Annotated in this window: 12 protein-coding genes; 3 read left to right on the top strand and 9 right to left on the bottom strand. The window is 43.5% G+C overall.

What is annotated here, in order from left to right; translation table 11 throughout:
* Nucleotides 1-344 precede the first annotated feature (344 nt).
* Nucleotides 345-2450, top strand: coding sequence for a polysaccharide deacetylase family protein (locus QA601_01110; protein ID MDG5813666.1), 2106 nt, complete (start codon nt 345-347; stop codon nt 2448-2450).
* 70 nt (nt 2451-2520) lie between these two features.
* On the opposite strand, the gene nadA is transcribed toward QA601_01110, so the two are convergent.
* Nucleotides 2521-3426 carry a quinolinate synthase NadA gene (gene nadA, locus QA601_01105; protein ID MDG5813665.1) on the bottom strand — a complete coding sequence of 302 codons (906 nt, stop codon included), beginning with the start codon at nt 3424-3426 and terminating at the stop codon, nt 2521-2523.
* A gap of 13 nt (nt 3427-3439) precedes the next feature.
* Nucleotides 3440-4582, bottom strand: a complete 1143-nt coding sequence (nifS, locus tag QA601_01100; protein MDG5813664.1) for a cysteine desulfurase NifS — start codon at nt 4580-4582, stop codon at nt 3440-3442.
* Nucleotides 4583-4994: 412 nt separating this feature from the next.
* Here nifS and QA601_01095 point away from each other — a divergent pair, with 412 nt between their 5' ends.
* Nucleotides 4995-5582, top strand: coding sequence for a hypothetical protein (locus QA601_01095; GenBank protein ID MDG5813663.1), 588 nt, complete (start codon nt 4995-4997; stop codon nt 5580-5582).
* A 66-nt stretch (nt 5583-5648) separates the two neighbouring features.
* Here QA601_01095 and QA601_01090 read toward each other — a convergent pair whose 3' ends face one another.
* The 6 genes from QA601_01090 to QA601_01065 are packed head-to-tail and all read right to left on the bottom strand — an operon-like array spanning nt 5649 to nt 12261.
* Nucleotides 5649-6824, bottom strand: coding sequence for a hypothetical protein (locus tag QA601_01090; protein ID MDG5813662.1), 1176 nt, complete (start codon nt 6822-6824; stop codon nt 5649-5651).
* Nucleotides 6825-6861: 37 nt separating this feature from the next.
* Entirely contained in the window at nt 6862-9783 is a 2922-nt protein-coding gene (locus QA601_01085; protein ID MDG5813661.1) for a TonB-dependent receptor, read from the bottom strand.
* Between the two features lie 52 nt (nt 9784-9835).
* Nucleotides 9836-10639 carry an energy transducer TonB gene (locus QA601_01080; protein MDG5813660.1) on the bottom strand — a complete coding sequence of 268 codons (804 nt, stop codon included), beginning with the start codon at nt 10637-10639 and terminating at the stop codon, nt 9836-9838.
* Nucleotides 10640-10642: 3 nt separating this feature from the next.
* A complete protein-coding gene (locus tag QA601_01075; GenBank protein MDG5813659.1) occupies nt 10643-11113 on the bottom strand; it encodes a biopolymer transporter ExbD in 471 nt (156 codons plus the stop codon).
* A 24-nt stretch (nt 11114-11137) separates the two neighbouring features.
* A complete protein-coding gene (locus QA601_01070; GenBank protein MDG5813658.1) occupies nt 11138-11632 on the bottom strand; it encodes a biopolymer transporter ExbD in 495 nt (164 codons plus the stop codon).
* Nucleotides 11632-12261: a MotA/TolQ/ExbB proton channel family protein gene (locus QA601_01065; protein MDG5813657.1), complete on the bottom strand. Its 630-nt coding sequence runs from the start codon at nt 12259-12261 to the stop codon at nt 11632-11634. The genes QA601_01070 and QA601_01065 overlap by 1 nt, the downstream gene beginning before the upstream one ends.
* Before the next feature lie 419 nt (nt 12262-12680).
* On the opposite strand from QA601_01065, the gene QA601_01060 reads away from it, so the two are divergent.
* Nucleotides 12681-14597 carry a diguanylate cyclase gene (locus tag QA601_01060; protein MDG5813656.1) on the top strand — a complete coding sequence of 639 codons (1917 nt, stop codon included), beginning with the start codon at nt 12681-12683 and terminating at the stop codon, nt 14595-14597.
* On the opposite strand, the gene QA601_01055 is transcribed toward QA601_01060, so the two are convergent.
* Nucleotides 14554-15585 carry a 3-deoxy-7-phosphoheptulonate synthase gene (locus QA601_01055; protein MDG5813655.1) on the bottom strand — a complete coding sequence of 344 codons (1032 nt, stop codon included), beginning with the start codon at nt 15583-15585 and terminating at the stop codon, nt 14554-14556. The two genes, QA601_01060 and QA601_01055, sit on opposite strands and share 44 nt — an antisense overlap.
* Between the last annotated feature and the right edge of the window lie 466 nt (nt 15586-16051).

Genomic DNA, 16051 nt, shown 5'->3' with positions numbered 1-16051 from the left:
TTAGTGGGTGCGGGAAGGGTAGATTTAAGGGGATGATGTGAACCATTCCGTTTACCCATTTTTTTTTCTACCAACATCTGCAGCCACAGTATCAGGTATGCATCGTTAGAATCATTTCGGAACAAGGTACAATGAGCTACAAACATTCTGCCACAGCATATTCTGTTTATTGTAACCGTTAAAACATCAGGTACTCTTTTTGCAATTAAAAAACAGGTAGCTGCTGTTCTTACTTTAAAAGAAAACGGTGGGCAATCAGAACCTGTGATGTAATCTCTTTAGCCTATAGATAAAATCTCTCTACGAGAGAAGTGCTGTATTTTACACTCTTTAAGGAGGTGACAATGAACTCTTTTAAAACAATGGTTTCTCTGGCTGTTTTTGTCTTTTTTACACAGGTCTTTGCAAACCCACCATCAACAAACCCTCCCGGGGGATTACAAGCGGGTGAAGTTCCACAGTTTGTGGTAATAGGTTTTGATGACAATACATCAGCTGAGGGCATGGAATGGATTGTGGACTTTTTAGCAACCAAAACCAACCCTGAAGGTAGTGGCAATGAGGGGACATTCGATGGCACTCCTGTATTATCAACCTTCTATTGCATATCGAGTATAGTTGAAAGCAGACCAAATCTACCCTCGCAGCTCAGACGAGCAGTAGAGTTTGGTCACTCCATTGGCAATCATAGCCATACTCACACCTTTTTTGGGGATAGTTTAGTAACTATGGGCTACGATACCTGGGTTCGTGAAATTGATACCTGCACACAAGTTCTTTCACGATTACTTGGTATTGACCCTTCAGAGATTTACGGATTCCGGGCACCCCATTTACGGTTCAATGACACTACGTTCAGAGTTTTAAGTGATCTTGGTTTTCTGTACGATTGTTCAATCCGCGAAGGATTTCAGGTTGATCAGGATGGCACCAATAATTTTTGGCCCTATACTATGGAAGACGGTTCTCCCGGCTGGGAAACCATAATCGGTTCTTCTCCGGAGCGATCTATTGGAAGTTACCCCGATCTCTGGCAGGTCCCTATTTATGCCTATACCGTTCCCACCTGCCCCGAAATCAGTGCCACTTACGGTATCGATCCCTATCTTCATGAGCGCATCGGCACCAAAATCAACGGGGGTGATTATGGTATGTGGTTCAGAGACAGCCTTACCCCTAACGATATCCTTGGATTAATGAAATATAACTTAGACCTGAGGCTTCAAAATAACAGAGCCCCACTGACCTTTTTAGCTCACACCCAGTACTACACCCAGGCCTATGCTGACATGCTTCCCTTTTCCCTTGATAGTATGAGAGGTGTAATCGAAAACTTTATTGAGTACGCACTCGCTCAGCCCGAGGTTCGAATCGTTACCTCAAAAGATCTCATCGATTGGTGCAAAGACCCTGTTCCTCTTCATGAAGAAGTACTGCCCGAGCAATACAGGTTGTATGTCAAATATGGTTCAGGAAGTGGGATGTACGACTCCGGGACCGTTGTAACCATTACAGCAAACGCTCCTTCCGCAGGTCAGAAATTTAAAGGGTGGACAGGTGATTCAGAAACAGTATCCAATCCCTTGTTTTCCACAACGCAGGTCGTTATAGGCACTTCAGATATTGGCATACGAGCATCTTATACCAATCTTACGCATTGGGATACTGTAAGCACGGGCAATCTAATCACCAGAGCGGATTGGCAGGTTTCAAGTGATGAATGTGGTTCGGTAGTAGATTCTGAAGAGCCAATAGTGACTGATCTTATTGCCGGTGTAAATTATACACTCGCCGACCATCCACCAGAGGAGTGTGAAAGGTGGGTCGATCTTGGTGCGTATTTCGAGGACTATTTTGAAGGACTAAGCAAAATTGTAATCACTTACAAAAGCACCTCAGATATTCACCTGTGGCTTAACCAGGACAATCTTTTTGCCACCAGACACTCTTACAAAACACAACTTAACGCAAGCCAGGACTGGATAACAGATACAATATTTGTCATGGATGGTCGTTTTTCCCAACCTCAAACAATAGAAACGCCGTCTCCTTTTGACCTCTCTTCTATACAAAGCATCTCTTTTTCTCCGGTTATAGATTCTGATACAGAGTTAGAGGGATCAATAGAGATACGTGAGCTTATATTCTATGGCGTAGAATGGGATATACCTACATTTGCAACCAACACCAATAAGAGCAGAAGGGTTACACCGCTTCGTTTAAATGCCACATCAAGAGCCCTTCAGGTCTCTGTGCCGCAGGAGGGAACCTATTCTATATCTATTTACTCACTGGACGGAAGACGCCTTTTAAATTATGATAACATGAAACTCAAAACCGGCCTTAACAATCTTAACTGGAACAGATTTACCCCCGGATCACGAATGTTTATTGTATCGGTACGAGGAGAAGGGGTTAATGCTGTCAGGAGATTAGTACTAAAAAATTAACACTCGTAAGGCAGACAGAAGAAAGGATGCAGAGCTGCTTTAAGCTCTGCATTTTTTTATGAGGCAATGGTTAACTTAACTCAAGCATGCAGGTCAGTGAGTATTTTGCTTTCTGACGGATCTCCTGAGGCAATGTGATCACTTCACCGCCGGTACCTTCAAGAGCAGAAACGATCTGCTCAAGTGATCCCTTTTTCATATTGGGACACAACAGCCCGGAAAAAAGAGGGTGATACGTTTTATCAGGGCGTTCACGTTGCAATGTATGGATTAACCCCAGTTCCGTAGCAATCACAAATTCCATTGTTTCGGAGGTTTTTACATGCTGCACCATTTGTCCGGTAGAGAGAACCTGATCACACAGTTCTCTGCAGGCACGTGGCGCTTCAGGATGTATCAGAATTGAAGCATCAGGGTATAGCTCTCTTGCTTGCTTTATCATTTCGGGCTGAATTCGCACATGTGTAGGACAGAAACCATCCCACAGTACCATTTCACGCCCCAGCTGTTCCATTATATACGATCCCAGATGCTGATCAGGTACAAACAGTATTCCTTTTTCGGGAGGTAGCTTTTGTGCAATTTTCACCGCATTTGAGCTTGTACAGCAGACATCAGAGTGAGCCTTGATCTCAGAAGTGGAGTTAACATAACACATCACCAGGTAATCAGGGTACTTTTCTTTTAGCTTTACAATATCATCACCATTGATCATATCTGCCATCGGGCACCCTGCATCTTCTGCCGGAAGAATAACTTTTTTTGATGGACTAAGGATATGGGCAGTTTCTGCCATAAACCGTACACCACAGAAAACAATTACATCTGCGTCTGTATTACTCGCCTGAACCGACAACCCGTAGGAATCCCCCACATAATCTGCTGCGTCCTGAATATCCCCAGGCTGATAAGTGTGAGCCAGAATAACTGCATTCTTCTCTTTTTTTAATCTTTTAATTTGCTCTTTTATATCCATAATGTATCTGTAATCATTCGACAAAAGGTGAAAGACTGCGTAATTTCTCCACTATGGGAGGCATTACCTTGATGACGGTATCTACCTCTTCTGAGGTAGTATACCTACTGATAGAAAAGCGGGTTGAGCTGTGAGCAAAGGTGTACGGTATCCCCATAGCCATCATTACATGCGAGGGTTCAAGAGAACCGGTAGTGCACGCAGAGCCTGAGGAAGCAGCAATACCATATTCATCCAGCAGCAGTAAAATGGCCTCTCCTTCAATAGCCTCAAAACTGATGTTGGTGGTGTTTGGCAATCTGCTGTCTTTATCGCCATTTAGCTTTGCACCCTTGCATTTTGCAAGCAGTTCAGATTCCAATCTGTCTCGCAGCGCACGAACCCTGGTATTCTCATCCTCAATATGAGCCTTAGCCAGTTCACACGCTTTTCCCAAAGCCACTATATAGGGAACGTTTTCTGTTCCGGCACGCATCCCATATTCCTGATGTCCCCCGTGCAAAAAGGGTGGTATCGATATCCCTTTACGCACAAAAAGAGCTCCAACCCCTTTGGGGGCATGCACTTTATGACCCGAAAGCGACAGCAAATCGATTGCTGAATCTGACAAATCGAGCGGCACTTTCCCAACCGCCTGAACCGCATCTGTGTGAAACACTCCTCCACTGCTTTTTACCTTCTGTGCGATCTGCTCCACTGGAAAGATGACGCCGGTTTCGTTATTGGCCCACATGAGCGAAACCAGTGTATCGGAGCCAAAGTTCTGATCCCAAAACTGAGTGGAGATCATCCCCTGTTTATCCACCCCAACCTCATGAAGAGTTGCGCCCTGTTCTTTGAGATACCGGGCAGTGTTTCTTACGGCAGGATGCTCTACAGCGCTGGTATAAATTTTTGTGTTTGACCTATGCTTATGGAAAAAACCCTTAAGGGCAGTGTTGTTGCTCTCTGTACCACAGCTTGTAAAAAGTATCTCTTCAGCGGATACCCCTAACAGATCAGCAACTTGCTCTCGTGCTCTTTCAACACTTCGCCGTACCATACCTCCAAAGCGATGTATACTGGAGGGGTTGCCGTAACTATCTTTAAAGAATGGCAACATCGCTTCAAGGACTTCAGGAGCCACCATCGTTGTAGCATTATTATCAAGATATATTGTATTCGTTTTAACACTCCTTGTTTAATCATTCAATAGTCTATAAAAATAATAAAAATGAAGGTGCACTATTTCCATTATCCTCAAATCATCCCTGCCCATACGTGTTTTCCCTCAAAATCATCAAACTACCAGCTGCTTGTTCAGTGGTTTAATGCCCAATTTTATGGTAATTTTAAGTAAATACTTGAAAAAAATCAAACTTTTTTGTAATATTTTTGTGTGGCACAATGTAATATTAGCACTGAGTAGGAACAATTTTTCCCAAATTAAGCGCTTTTCTGGCATTTTCTCAATTTTTCTCTCTTACATTTGTGGGCTCTTTAGACTAATCATTCTCAACAAACAGTCGGGAAGGCTATTTCTGTTATTTCCTTTTAATCTCTCAGGAAAGAAAGGTTGATGTAGCGTAATGATCAAGAAAACTATTCTCTTTGATGAACTTGAGCAATTTGCCTGTGAGCATGCTTGCCATTTCCCCTCAGGAAGTGAAACAGCGTGGCTCAATTTTGTATGGTCACAATTTGTAATGATGAACCAGGCCTCATATTCTAATGAGATAGGCAGACACATCGTTCTCACCAGATTTTTAAGTCTTATGGATCAAATAAATGATTTTGTATGCATAGCGTTTAGCAAAAAACAGCCTTTTCCCTACAAAGAGGCTATAGAGAAGCTGCCTGTAAGCACTTTCAGGTTGGGTCAGATGGTTGGTACTGATCACAAGATATTTTCTGGTGATGAAGAAGAGCTTAATCGTTCCGCACTCAGACACCTTCTGGATTTAGAGCGTCCCAACACCTACAATCTAATATTTAGAATCTTCGGGGGGGATTCGGGGTTAGTGGTAAGCCTTTTTATACTTCCCCAACAGGGACTTGATTACAATAGTTTTGAAGAACTCTATGAAAAATATTCACCCGCTGTGCTTAAGATGTTTGAGCTCCAAAGCTCTTCGAGTCCATTTTCACTGTTTACCAATTTTAGCCAGAACCGCTAAACACAGCAAGCCACCAGCATCCTGCGATCTGGTGGCTCCCGCTTTATCCTTCACTCTCTGAATCAGTCATTCATCCCCAAAATCGAAATTGATAGTATATTCAGCCAATGTTGAGCCCTGGGGCCTGAAAATAACATTTGGCATATAATCGTAGACTTCAAGCCAAATAGTAAGTGATTCGGGGACTTCCCGATCAACCAGTTCGATCACATTTAACTCATTACCCATATTAATTACATTTACATAGGATGAGGATGGCACATCTTCGGGTTTTTCAGAGTACCACTGGGTACGATGTCGTTCCTGACTCCACCTGCCCCCTTCGGCGATTCCGTCCAGAGTAAGGGTAGAATCGAAATCACTGCTGAAAGCTGCCAGAAAATAGGTATAGCCGCTTTCTACAGGAATTTTATCATTGGGATCATAGTCAGGATCATCTTCCCTTCTGATTCTAAAGAATTGATACCGGCCTTCTGAGAGATTATATCTAAGCCTGTTTTCACCCTGCACTTTATATATTCCTGCAGAATCTATCACAGGATTTCTATTTATGGGTATGCCGGACAGCGAACGAAGAGCATTGTTGTAACGAACGGAGAAATCACTTCTGATTCTGTGACCATCTCTTATCTGAGCATAGATACGCATCTGTGTAGTAAACATCTGTAGAAATGACGGGAAAGCAGAGAGCAGTTCAGGATTTTCTGATGTTATTTGCTCACCAACCTCAGGTAAGGCATTGATCGTAGCACCAAGCAGTTCAATATAATCGATAGCATCACTTAACGTAAGGTTCTCTGTATCTTCTGTTTCCATTGGAAGTTTAGCAAGAATTTCGGGAGTAACCATTGATGCCCATCGTGAAGCAACTCCGGTGCTATTACGGATAATATCCACCGGAACGACAAATTTGAATGCGATTGTACTGGTATTTTCAGAAAAAGGAGTGTGATCCACAGCGATCTGTTGCAGGGGTTGAATATCAAAAGCCGAATCAACACCATAAGGGTTACCAGCAACATCATATGATACACTCCACTGCAAATCGTTTTCATCGATTCTCTTACCCGCAAACACCGCGGTTAAAAGAACCGTATCTCCGGGGGAGGCATCAACCGGATCATAAATAAAGTCAAGAAGCCGGACATCACTTTTCATTACATGCTCATAGTGCGAAGGGAACTCTACACATGCCCCCAAAATCAACATACAGCAGACAACACCACCTAATATCTTTTTCATAGTAACCCCCCATGGGTTAGTATCATTCGTTTTGGTTTTAGAATTCAAATTTTACACCTGCGGCTAACATAGGGAACATACTTATCTCGTCCCTCTGAGTGTAGTTATAATTATAGACATAATCTTCAGCAGGCTTGTAGAATAACCAGGAAATATTCTGTAAATCTAAATAGTACGACATAATAAACGTACTAAATACAATCTTTTTATCTGCTCGTAGGTCCAGGCCTATGAATGGTTCCTTGCGTTTTGAAGTTGCTTCTCCGTAGATAGGGATAAAGGAGTTCCAGTTTTCACTCTCTTCAGCACCGATAATGGGGGTATATGGTTCGCCGGTGACATAGCGCAGGCGAAATCCTACTCCCCAGTCTTTGGGTAATGTCCACGATCCAAGTAGCTGTAAATGGTGTGTCTGATCTTTACTACCCCGGACATATCTGCCCCTCTGGTCATCGTAAACCTCGCTTCTTGAAAGCGTGTAGGCCAGCCAGCCAAAAAAGCGTTCACTCTGATCATGACGCAACATAAGCTCAAGGCCATACATCCGTGCTTTTCGATCACTGATCCATAGTTTTTGATTCTCCAGTCCCTGCTGGATATCTTCCGTTCTGGCCATCCGGGGTATATCCCACTGGTTGTTGTAATACACCTGTGCATCAGCATGTATCAGATCGGTAATCTGCCATTCATGACCAGCAACATAGTGCGTTGCCTTGGAAGCCGGGAGGTTAGGGTCTCCCCAGGTTTCATGAATCACCTGACCCATTGGTTGTGGGCTCTGGTTATAGGTTCCAACGGCAGCTTTTATCGTATGATCAGGAACCACTTCATAGCGTGCGTTTACCCTAAATGATGGCTCACCTGATCTACCCCGATTGTTATTCATAAAACCGTATTCCCAAAACTCAGGTACGATTCCGCCCCGGTAATCCAACTCAGGATAGTAATCATATCTCATGCCCGGTATTATAAGAAGATTTTCCAGAGGCCGTATTTCAGTATTGAGGTACATACCAGCTACGCCATAAAGCATCCATTCGGTAGTATCTCTCTGAAACGCTCCTGTTCCATCGGGAATGTTAAGGATCAGATCATCCCAGACGAGAGTGACATCTGCACCAATGTTGGTAGTAAAACGATCAGATAACTTGAGCCTTAACTCGTCTCTTAGGGTTAACCATCGATAATCCTCTTCAACTTTAACCAATCCCAATATGGAAAAATCTGTTACCCCGGTCTTGAACGATAATCTTAGTGAATTACTCATGTTTTCCGTTATTGAATAGTCCCATCCAATTAAGCCCATATGGAATTCATAAAGCACTCCTAAGCGATCGGTAGCCTCATCAATTTCATCACTGCCAAAATCTGCCATATCCGGCACCATCATAACCAGATGGTCTCTTGAGCCAAACCCGGTAATGAACAGATCACTCTTATCATTGATATTTATATCCGTTCTTAATAAGTAATCCCAGTAGTGCGGAACCATGGTTAATGGTAAATCCTGTTCGGTGTTTTTATAAACATAATCGAGCAAATACCCTATGAAACTTCTTCGTATGGAGGTTAGAAATGAGACTCTTTCGTTCACCGGCCCCTCTACAAACAAATTTCCATCCAAAGAGCTAACATCTACTACTCCATGGAAGCGATCGGTCTTAGCTTTTCTTCCCGTAATCTCTATTGCTCCACCGATACCACCGCCATAGCGGGTACCATACCCACCGGGATAAAAATCTACTGCTGCAAGTGCATCGGAATTGTAGATAGAATTACCACTGAGGTGATAAAGTATCGGTATAGGAACTCCATCCAGATAGTAGCGGGTATCCCAGGTTGGGGCTCCACGCACAACGATCTCTCCAAGACCATACGATGGTCTGGCCACACCAGGGAGTGCCTGAACCACCTTAACAGCATCACCGCCAAACCCGGGCAATCTCCGTACCTCGGAGAGAGAAAGCTGGCGCCGGCTCACCTCCTGCTCTTCCCTTCTCCCATACACAGTGACCTCAAAATCGCTGTAGGATTGACGGGTTAAGTAGTAGGTAGCTTCTATCGCTTCGCCCGGTTCAATCTGCTCAGATTGGGAAAATTCCCGGTAGCCTGACACCGGAATCGATATTTCAAAGCTAACTGAAGGCAGTGACCGAAAACTGAATGTGCCGTTAGAGTCGGTTACTGTCACTAAGCGATCCTCCTCAAGATACTGCCCTTCAATGGCTCCGATCTGTTGAATATAGAATTCAAGTGGCACATTGAGTGAGGGATCTTCCAGAGAATCACTAAACGTTAGTACCACAAATGCATCGGGAATAGGAGTTCTTGTGCCCCGCTCCAAAAGCCGCCCACTGAAGTTCACATACTCTTCAGGCATTACCGCTACATCGCGGAGCGAAAAGTGGTATTCATAATAAAGCATCACAGCCACAGGTTCACCATTGGCTATTGCCGGGGAAAAGGTAAAATCGACTGCAGCTTTGAGTGCAGAGCTATCCAGTTGCGGGTGCACACCATCCACCACAGTAACCGATTCAACAGCCCCATTTTCATCCACCAGAAGCTCAAGCACCACCGTGCCCTCAACCCCTTCTCTTAGTAGCTCTTCAGGGTAGTGCGCTTCGGTGAAATTGATTAGTTCAGGTTCTTTTTCCAACCCAAACGCTTCTTCTACCTGCTCTTCAGAAGCATCATACTCAAGATCGAGCTCGATTTCGTCGTCAAATTCGATCTCCAGTTCATCATACTCCGCGTGAGCATCTACGGGCTCTTGCTTAGTCGACGAACTTTGCTCCAGCGACTCAGTCTCATTCTCCTCTTGCGATGCCAGCGTAGTATCCCCGGGAGGAGACGATAGCTCTACTTCCACAGCCTGCTCCCCGGGTTGTTCTGCTACAGTCACCTGCACAGGAGTGATAAGCATTAAAAACAGTAACGCGTGCAAAGGTCTTAGCATTACTAACCTCCCCTATTTGTTAGGGTGTTTTGTTTATGTGTATCGTTTCTCATTAGCTTAAAAGAACAAATCTTACCGGAACAATGATCCAAACGGCAACCGGTTCATCATCTCTTATGGCGGGATGGAACTCAAACTTTTTAATGGCTTCAAGAGCCTGTTCACCCGAATCGTATCCCAGATCATTTAAAAGTGTTGCCTCTTTAACTTTTCCATCTATATCGACTAAAACCCGTATACGAATTACCCCTTCCACTTCGTTTTCAATCATCTCCCTGGTGTACCGGGGTCTGACCTGCCTTTTAAACCGTGGCGGTTTGGATACTGTTGCCGCAGAGACAACTCTTCCTTTAAGGTCCTGAGGGGTAGCAGTTACACTGTCAACGACATCGGTGTTTAGGGTATTGCCAAGCCTCCCCACCACGGCATCAGACATCGATCCCTCTTCACCTATACCTTTTGAATACACCCTGTTTAACCCATACACCGGCCTGGTTTCTTCCTTTTCTTTCTCTTTTTGGGGCTCAGTTTCCTCAACACTCTCTTCGGGCACAGGTTCAGTGAGGTCAATAATTTCCGGAGGTTTCTCCTCTTTTTTCTCCGGCTCTTTTGGTTTCTCCTCTTTTACCGGCTGTTCTTCAACCGGAGGTGGCTGAGGTTTCTGCTCCTCTACCATAAACTGAGTAACTATCTCCCTGTGCTCAGGACTGCTCTTTTGTTCGGGGGGTTCAATTCCTCTGAAAGAAAGTCCAAGTTTGGCAAAAAGAAGCATTACGATCACGAGTACAGCTGTGAAAAGATGATCAACAATCACCGGTTTATCTTTTGACTTCAGGTCATCACTGCTGAGTTTCAATACTTACTCCTCATTTAGTACAAGGACTGTAAAGTCGGTTATACCGGCTCTGCTGCAGGTGTACATAATCCTTTTTATCACGTTGAATTCAATATCTTTATCCGACTGAAGCATGATGCTCTTTGTTTCCTCTTCATCAACCTCCGCGTACTCTGATTTGATCCAGTTATAGAGTGGTTCAATAAAGAGAGTATCGTTATTTAAATAGGTACTATGGCTGACAATTTCTACTCCATCGGTAAGTATTGCATCAGTAGTAACCTCAATACTTTCCATCTGAGTGACAGATTCGTCTGTAGAGGACAATGGCAGGTTTACATTTTGAGCGGGAGTTACTAACGAGCCCTCCACAGAAAAACTTTTAATAAGGAAAACCAGCAGAATAACCATCACGTCGACAAGAGAGGTTAGCTGAGGTTTAAACACACCAGAGTTATTTTCTGCGTAAGCTGAAACGTTTTTTAACGCACTCATAGTTCTCCTTAACGAGTATGGAGTTTAGATCCCCTCAAGAGGGTTTTCTGTAGCGCTTGATACACCAATCTGACTAAAACCGGCTTCTCTGCATAGATCCATTGTTTTTACAATGGCCTGAAATCTGATTGCATCGCGCACTGCGACAACCACCTCATCTTTAATATCCAGACCACTTCTATTGGTTAGCAGTGACTCTCTTAGTACTTGAAAATGACTTTTATCTGGTTGCACACCAATAGAGTCGAGCATTGTATCTCCAACCGTAAGTGCCAGATACTGCTCGGCCAGAACTACAGTAAGTCTAAGCTTCGGTTTTTCATCAGTTTGTTGCAAAGCTTCTGATACGTTTGGCGGAACCGAGAAGGAGTGTATTGAAAGCTGGGTGAAAACAGCCATAGACACAAGAAACGGAATAAGAATGATAAACATATTCATCACCGGAGTAACATCTACATCGGCCACATCAGCCGCCTCGGACGGGTGAGTGAATGTCTTGCATGATGAGAGAAAACTCATCACTCACTCTCCTTTAAAGCAGAAAGGAGATGAGAGATACCTTCATCGATATTTTTAACCAGAGCCTGCTGTTTATTCGATAGAAAAGTAAACATAACCATACAGGGCACTGCTACAATGAGACCAAAAGCGGTTGTGTTCATTGCCTGAGATATGCCCATGGCAAGCATTGAGGCTCTTTGTGCAGTGTCAACATCGGCTAAGGAGCTGAATGAAAGCTGAAGGCCCATAATCGTTCCAAGTAACCCCAGAAGTGTAGCCACATTCGCAACCAGCGAGAGATAATTGATCCTTTTTTGCAGACGCGGTAGTTCCCTGATTGCTGACTGTTCAACTTTTTCCATCACTTGAGTTTGAGTCGCCCCGGAAGCATACTGATCGACAGCGGTATAAAGCAGCCGATGCATCGGTGAGCTGCGATCTGCAACCATCTTCTTTGCATCTTCAACTTTTTGCCCCTTTATAGCAGCGATTACTTTTTTTACAAAGTTCATATTCGAGCCATAACAGTAGATATATAGATAGAACAGCCGTTCAATCATTACCGCCACAGCAAAGCCCAACACAAAAAGAATTATCCACATAAAATTGCCACCGGCATTAAACTGAGCTGCTAACCTTTCAATCATCAATTACTCCTTATAGAATAAATCGGATTACTCAAAGAAAAAAAGCCCGATACAACTGTTTTAGAAGTGAAACTTAGTGTTCAGTGAAGCATACATCGGTATTGAAGTATAATTTATTCAATGATTGGGAATAAAGGTTTTTTTTATTCAGGTAATTATTGCGCTTAAGGTCTCAAGGTCCGTAGTATCAGCATTTCCAGATACCATCGCTCAAAAGGTGTCAGGCAAAGGTTTTCGAGTTATCAATTACTACTCCAACGTTGAAAAACTAATTAGTTACGCTTTATATCCCGTGGATTAAAAAGTATACGGCTGTTACTTTGGATCTTCATAACACTCTCTTCACGATGGCACCTCCTTTGCACCTATTACTACGTATGCTGGGTGTTTTCACATCGCCACCAACTTGGAGTTATTCAGTGACCCTATCCCTGATAAAAAATATACCGCCAATCCTTTTTGTATTTTTGGTTATCCTAACCCCTGCCTCTATCGGGACAAACATTTTACTTTCCATGGAGCTGTTAACGGTAACCCTCTGCTTAACCATTTTTTTACTGGGGTGGAATACCCGGGCGTACTTAAAGGAGTCATTTCTTCTTGCGTTGGGGTTTTCGGCACTGCTTAGTGGAACACTTACTCTTTTTAGCATCACACGCAGCCTCACCAGTGACCCGCACTCTCTTTCAGGAGTGTTTCAGGTCGCAGCAAGATGTTTTCAAAACAGCATATTCCTTACCGCACTTTTATATACACAAAAAAAAGCATCCATAAAACGAATGGTTCCAACTTTAATTCTAATCCCTGCTTTTTACACACTTTCTCTTTCAACCGCTTTAATCTACTTTGTTGAGATCAATACATTACTAAGCAGATTTGTAACAAATATGCCCTTTTTGATAATGCTTCCATTATCTTTTATTGTTGTACTATATGCCAAAGCGTTATTCGATCGTAAGGTCTTTTTAAACCTTTTAGCAGCCCATCTTTTCTTTTTTCTTTCTGAGGTCACCCTTACCTTGTCACCAGCATTACCTACCACTGTAAGGCTGCTGGTATTCTCATCCCGGTTAGCCGGCTTTTTTCTGATTTTTAAAATCACTCTTTTTATAGTCTTTCAAAAGTCTTTTACTATGCTGGTAAAAAACCTTACACGCTCTAAAGAAGCCGAGCGCACAGCCCGAAAACGGGCAGAGCGACGTGCTGCCGAGCTTGATGCCTTACGAGCGAATCTCACCGACATGTTAGCAGAGCACAATTCAAAGAACCTTCTGAAGGCAATTTTAACCAGAGCCATTTCGCTTCTTGATGGCACCGGGGGAGAGCTTGGATTATTAGATAAAAAAGATGATACGATACGAATTGAAGTTGCTTTTAACACAGGTGATAACCGCTCGGGAAAACAGATTGAGATTGGTAGTGATGTTTTAGGATATGTGGGCAAGAGTCGTAAGCCTCTTGTGCTTCATGGTCATGGTGTTGGAAGTGGCAGATTGCCACAGTACCCATTCACTCAGTGGAGCGGGCTTGTAGCGGTCCCGCTTATAGCCGCAGGAAAACTGGTAGGAGTTATCTCGGTTACAGAAAACAATGCCATACGAGAATTTTCGGATGCCGATGTGGAGCTGATGCAGATGTTTGCCCAGCAGGCTGCTATGGCGATAAGAACCATTCAGCTACTTGAAAAAGCACGTCATCAGGCAGAAACCGATTCATTAACAGGCCTTTATAATCATCGTCATTTTTTCGACAAAGCCAAACAGGAGGTCAAGCGGGCGGTTCGTTACGATCATAACCTCTCTGCAATAATGTTTGATATAGATCATTTTAAGTTGGTAAACGATACATTTGGCCACTCAGCAGGGGATGTTGTAATTCAATCCATTGCCGAAATCTGCAGAAATCTTTTCAGAAGCTTAGATATAATAGGACGCTATGGTGGGGAGGAATTTATTATCCTTTTACCCGAAACCGAGCCACAGAGAGCCAGAGAAGTAGCAGAGAGACTACGACAGACTGTGGTCTCTACCCCTTTTTGCATTCACAATAACAGGATTACTGTCTCGATAAGCCTTGGAGTATCGTTTCTAAATAAAAGCAGCCCTTCTCTTAATGAACTTATTTTCCATGCAGACGAAGCACTGTACAGCGCAAAAAATTCAGGAAGAAACAGAACCTGTATTTGGCATAATGAGCTACGTACTCCGCTTAAAACATCCCGGGTATACAGGGCTTCTACCCCTAAACATATACCGGTGAAGCCAAAAGGAGACAAGCCGTTTAAAGGCTCAATTACAAAAAACTATCCTTCAAAAGATCACACGTCCAGTCTATAAGCTCCACCGTCTTCTCCCATCCTACACAAGGATCAGTCACCGAAACACCATACTTAAGCTTGCCTTTTTCCGTCAGAGACTGATTACCTTCATGCAAATAACTCTCAACCATAAGTCCCTTGAGGTTTTCTTCCCCGCTATGCCTTCGTTTCAAAACCTCTTTCCACACACCTAACTGATTATCGTGTACTTTTCTGCTGTTCATATGACTGCAATCAACAATTACCGATTCTGGTAGATTTTCATTTCTCAGTGCATCGTAGGTACGGGCACAGAAGTGAGGATCGTAGTTAGAACCATGCCGCCCGCCCCGCAAAATCAGATGCCCGTGAGGATTTCCTGAGGTACGTTTAAAACAGACCCTCCCTGATGTATCGATTCCGGGGTAGCAATGGGAATGCGAGGATGATTTTATTGCACTTACAGCCGAATCAATGGTTCCATCAGTACTGTTTTTGAAACCAACTGGTATCTCCATACCACTTGCTGCCTGGCGATGAATTTGTGATTCGGATGTACGGGCACCGATTGCAGCCCAGCTTAACATATCGCCAAGATAGTTATAAATGATTGGATCAAGCATCTCCATACCACAGGCAAGCCCCATGGAAGTGATCTTATTAAGCAGATTTCGTGCAACCTTTAGCCCCTTTGCTATATCGCATGTATCATCCATGTCAGGATCCATTACAAGACCTTTCCAGCCCAGAACAGATCGTGGTTTCTCAAAATAGAGACGCATCACAATCATCAAACGATCCTGGGTTTTCAGTCGTAAGTCATTAAGCCGTGTGGCGTAATCGATAACACCGTCAGGATCATGTACAGAACAGGGCCCCACAATTAAAAGCAGCCGATTATCCTTGCCATCAAGAATATCACCAATATCGGCTCTTCCCTTTTTTATGGTGGCAAGAGATGTGGCCGATGGTGTTATCTGAGCCATCAATTCACCCGGAGTAACCAGTGGTAATGACGCGTTTTCCATATTTTTCTCCTTTAAATAAAAAAGGCCCCCGGTTTCCCGGGGGCCTTAAGGTTAGTTTATCTGCTTACACTATAACCTCAACACAACCCCCGGATTGGCAGTCTAAAATACCAAAAGTAAAAAAAGCTGCAAAAATAGCCATCTTTATTGTATGAAGTATCGGTGTTTGAGTTATAAGTAATCATATTTTTTCCTCTGAAACAAAAAAGGCCCCTTTTTTAGAGGGGCCCGGCACTTTGTATAAACACACTACAACGCCATAAGCCCCTTCAGGTCTTAAACCAAAAGTAAAAATAGGCGGCATTGTAGAAATAGTTAGTCATAGTTTTCTCCTGTAATTCCTAAAATATTTTGCTGCAAAAACCATGTCAATTTTTTTTTGCTGTTTCTGCTGCAGGCAAAAAAAACGGCTGCAGCCTGATTATTTCAGGCTGCAGCCGCAATGTAAGGGAGTCTCCAACAGGTC

Source organism: Chitinispirillales bacterium ANBcel5, assembly GCA_029688955.1.
Classification (GTDB): domain Bacteria; phylum Fibrobacterota; class Chitinivibrionia; order Chitinivibrionales; family Chitinispirillaceae; genus Cellulosispirillum; species Cellulosispirillum alkaliphilum.
The sequence above is the reverse complement of the archived record's forward strand: the minus strand, read 5'-3'. Positions and strand labels throughout refer to the sequence as shown.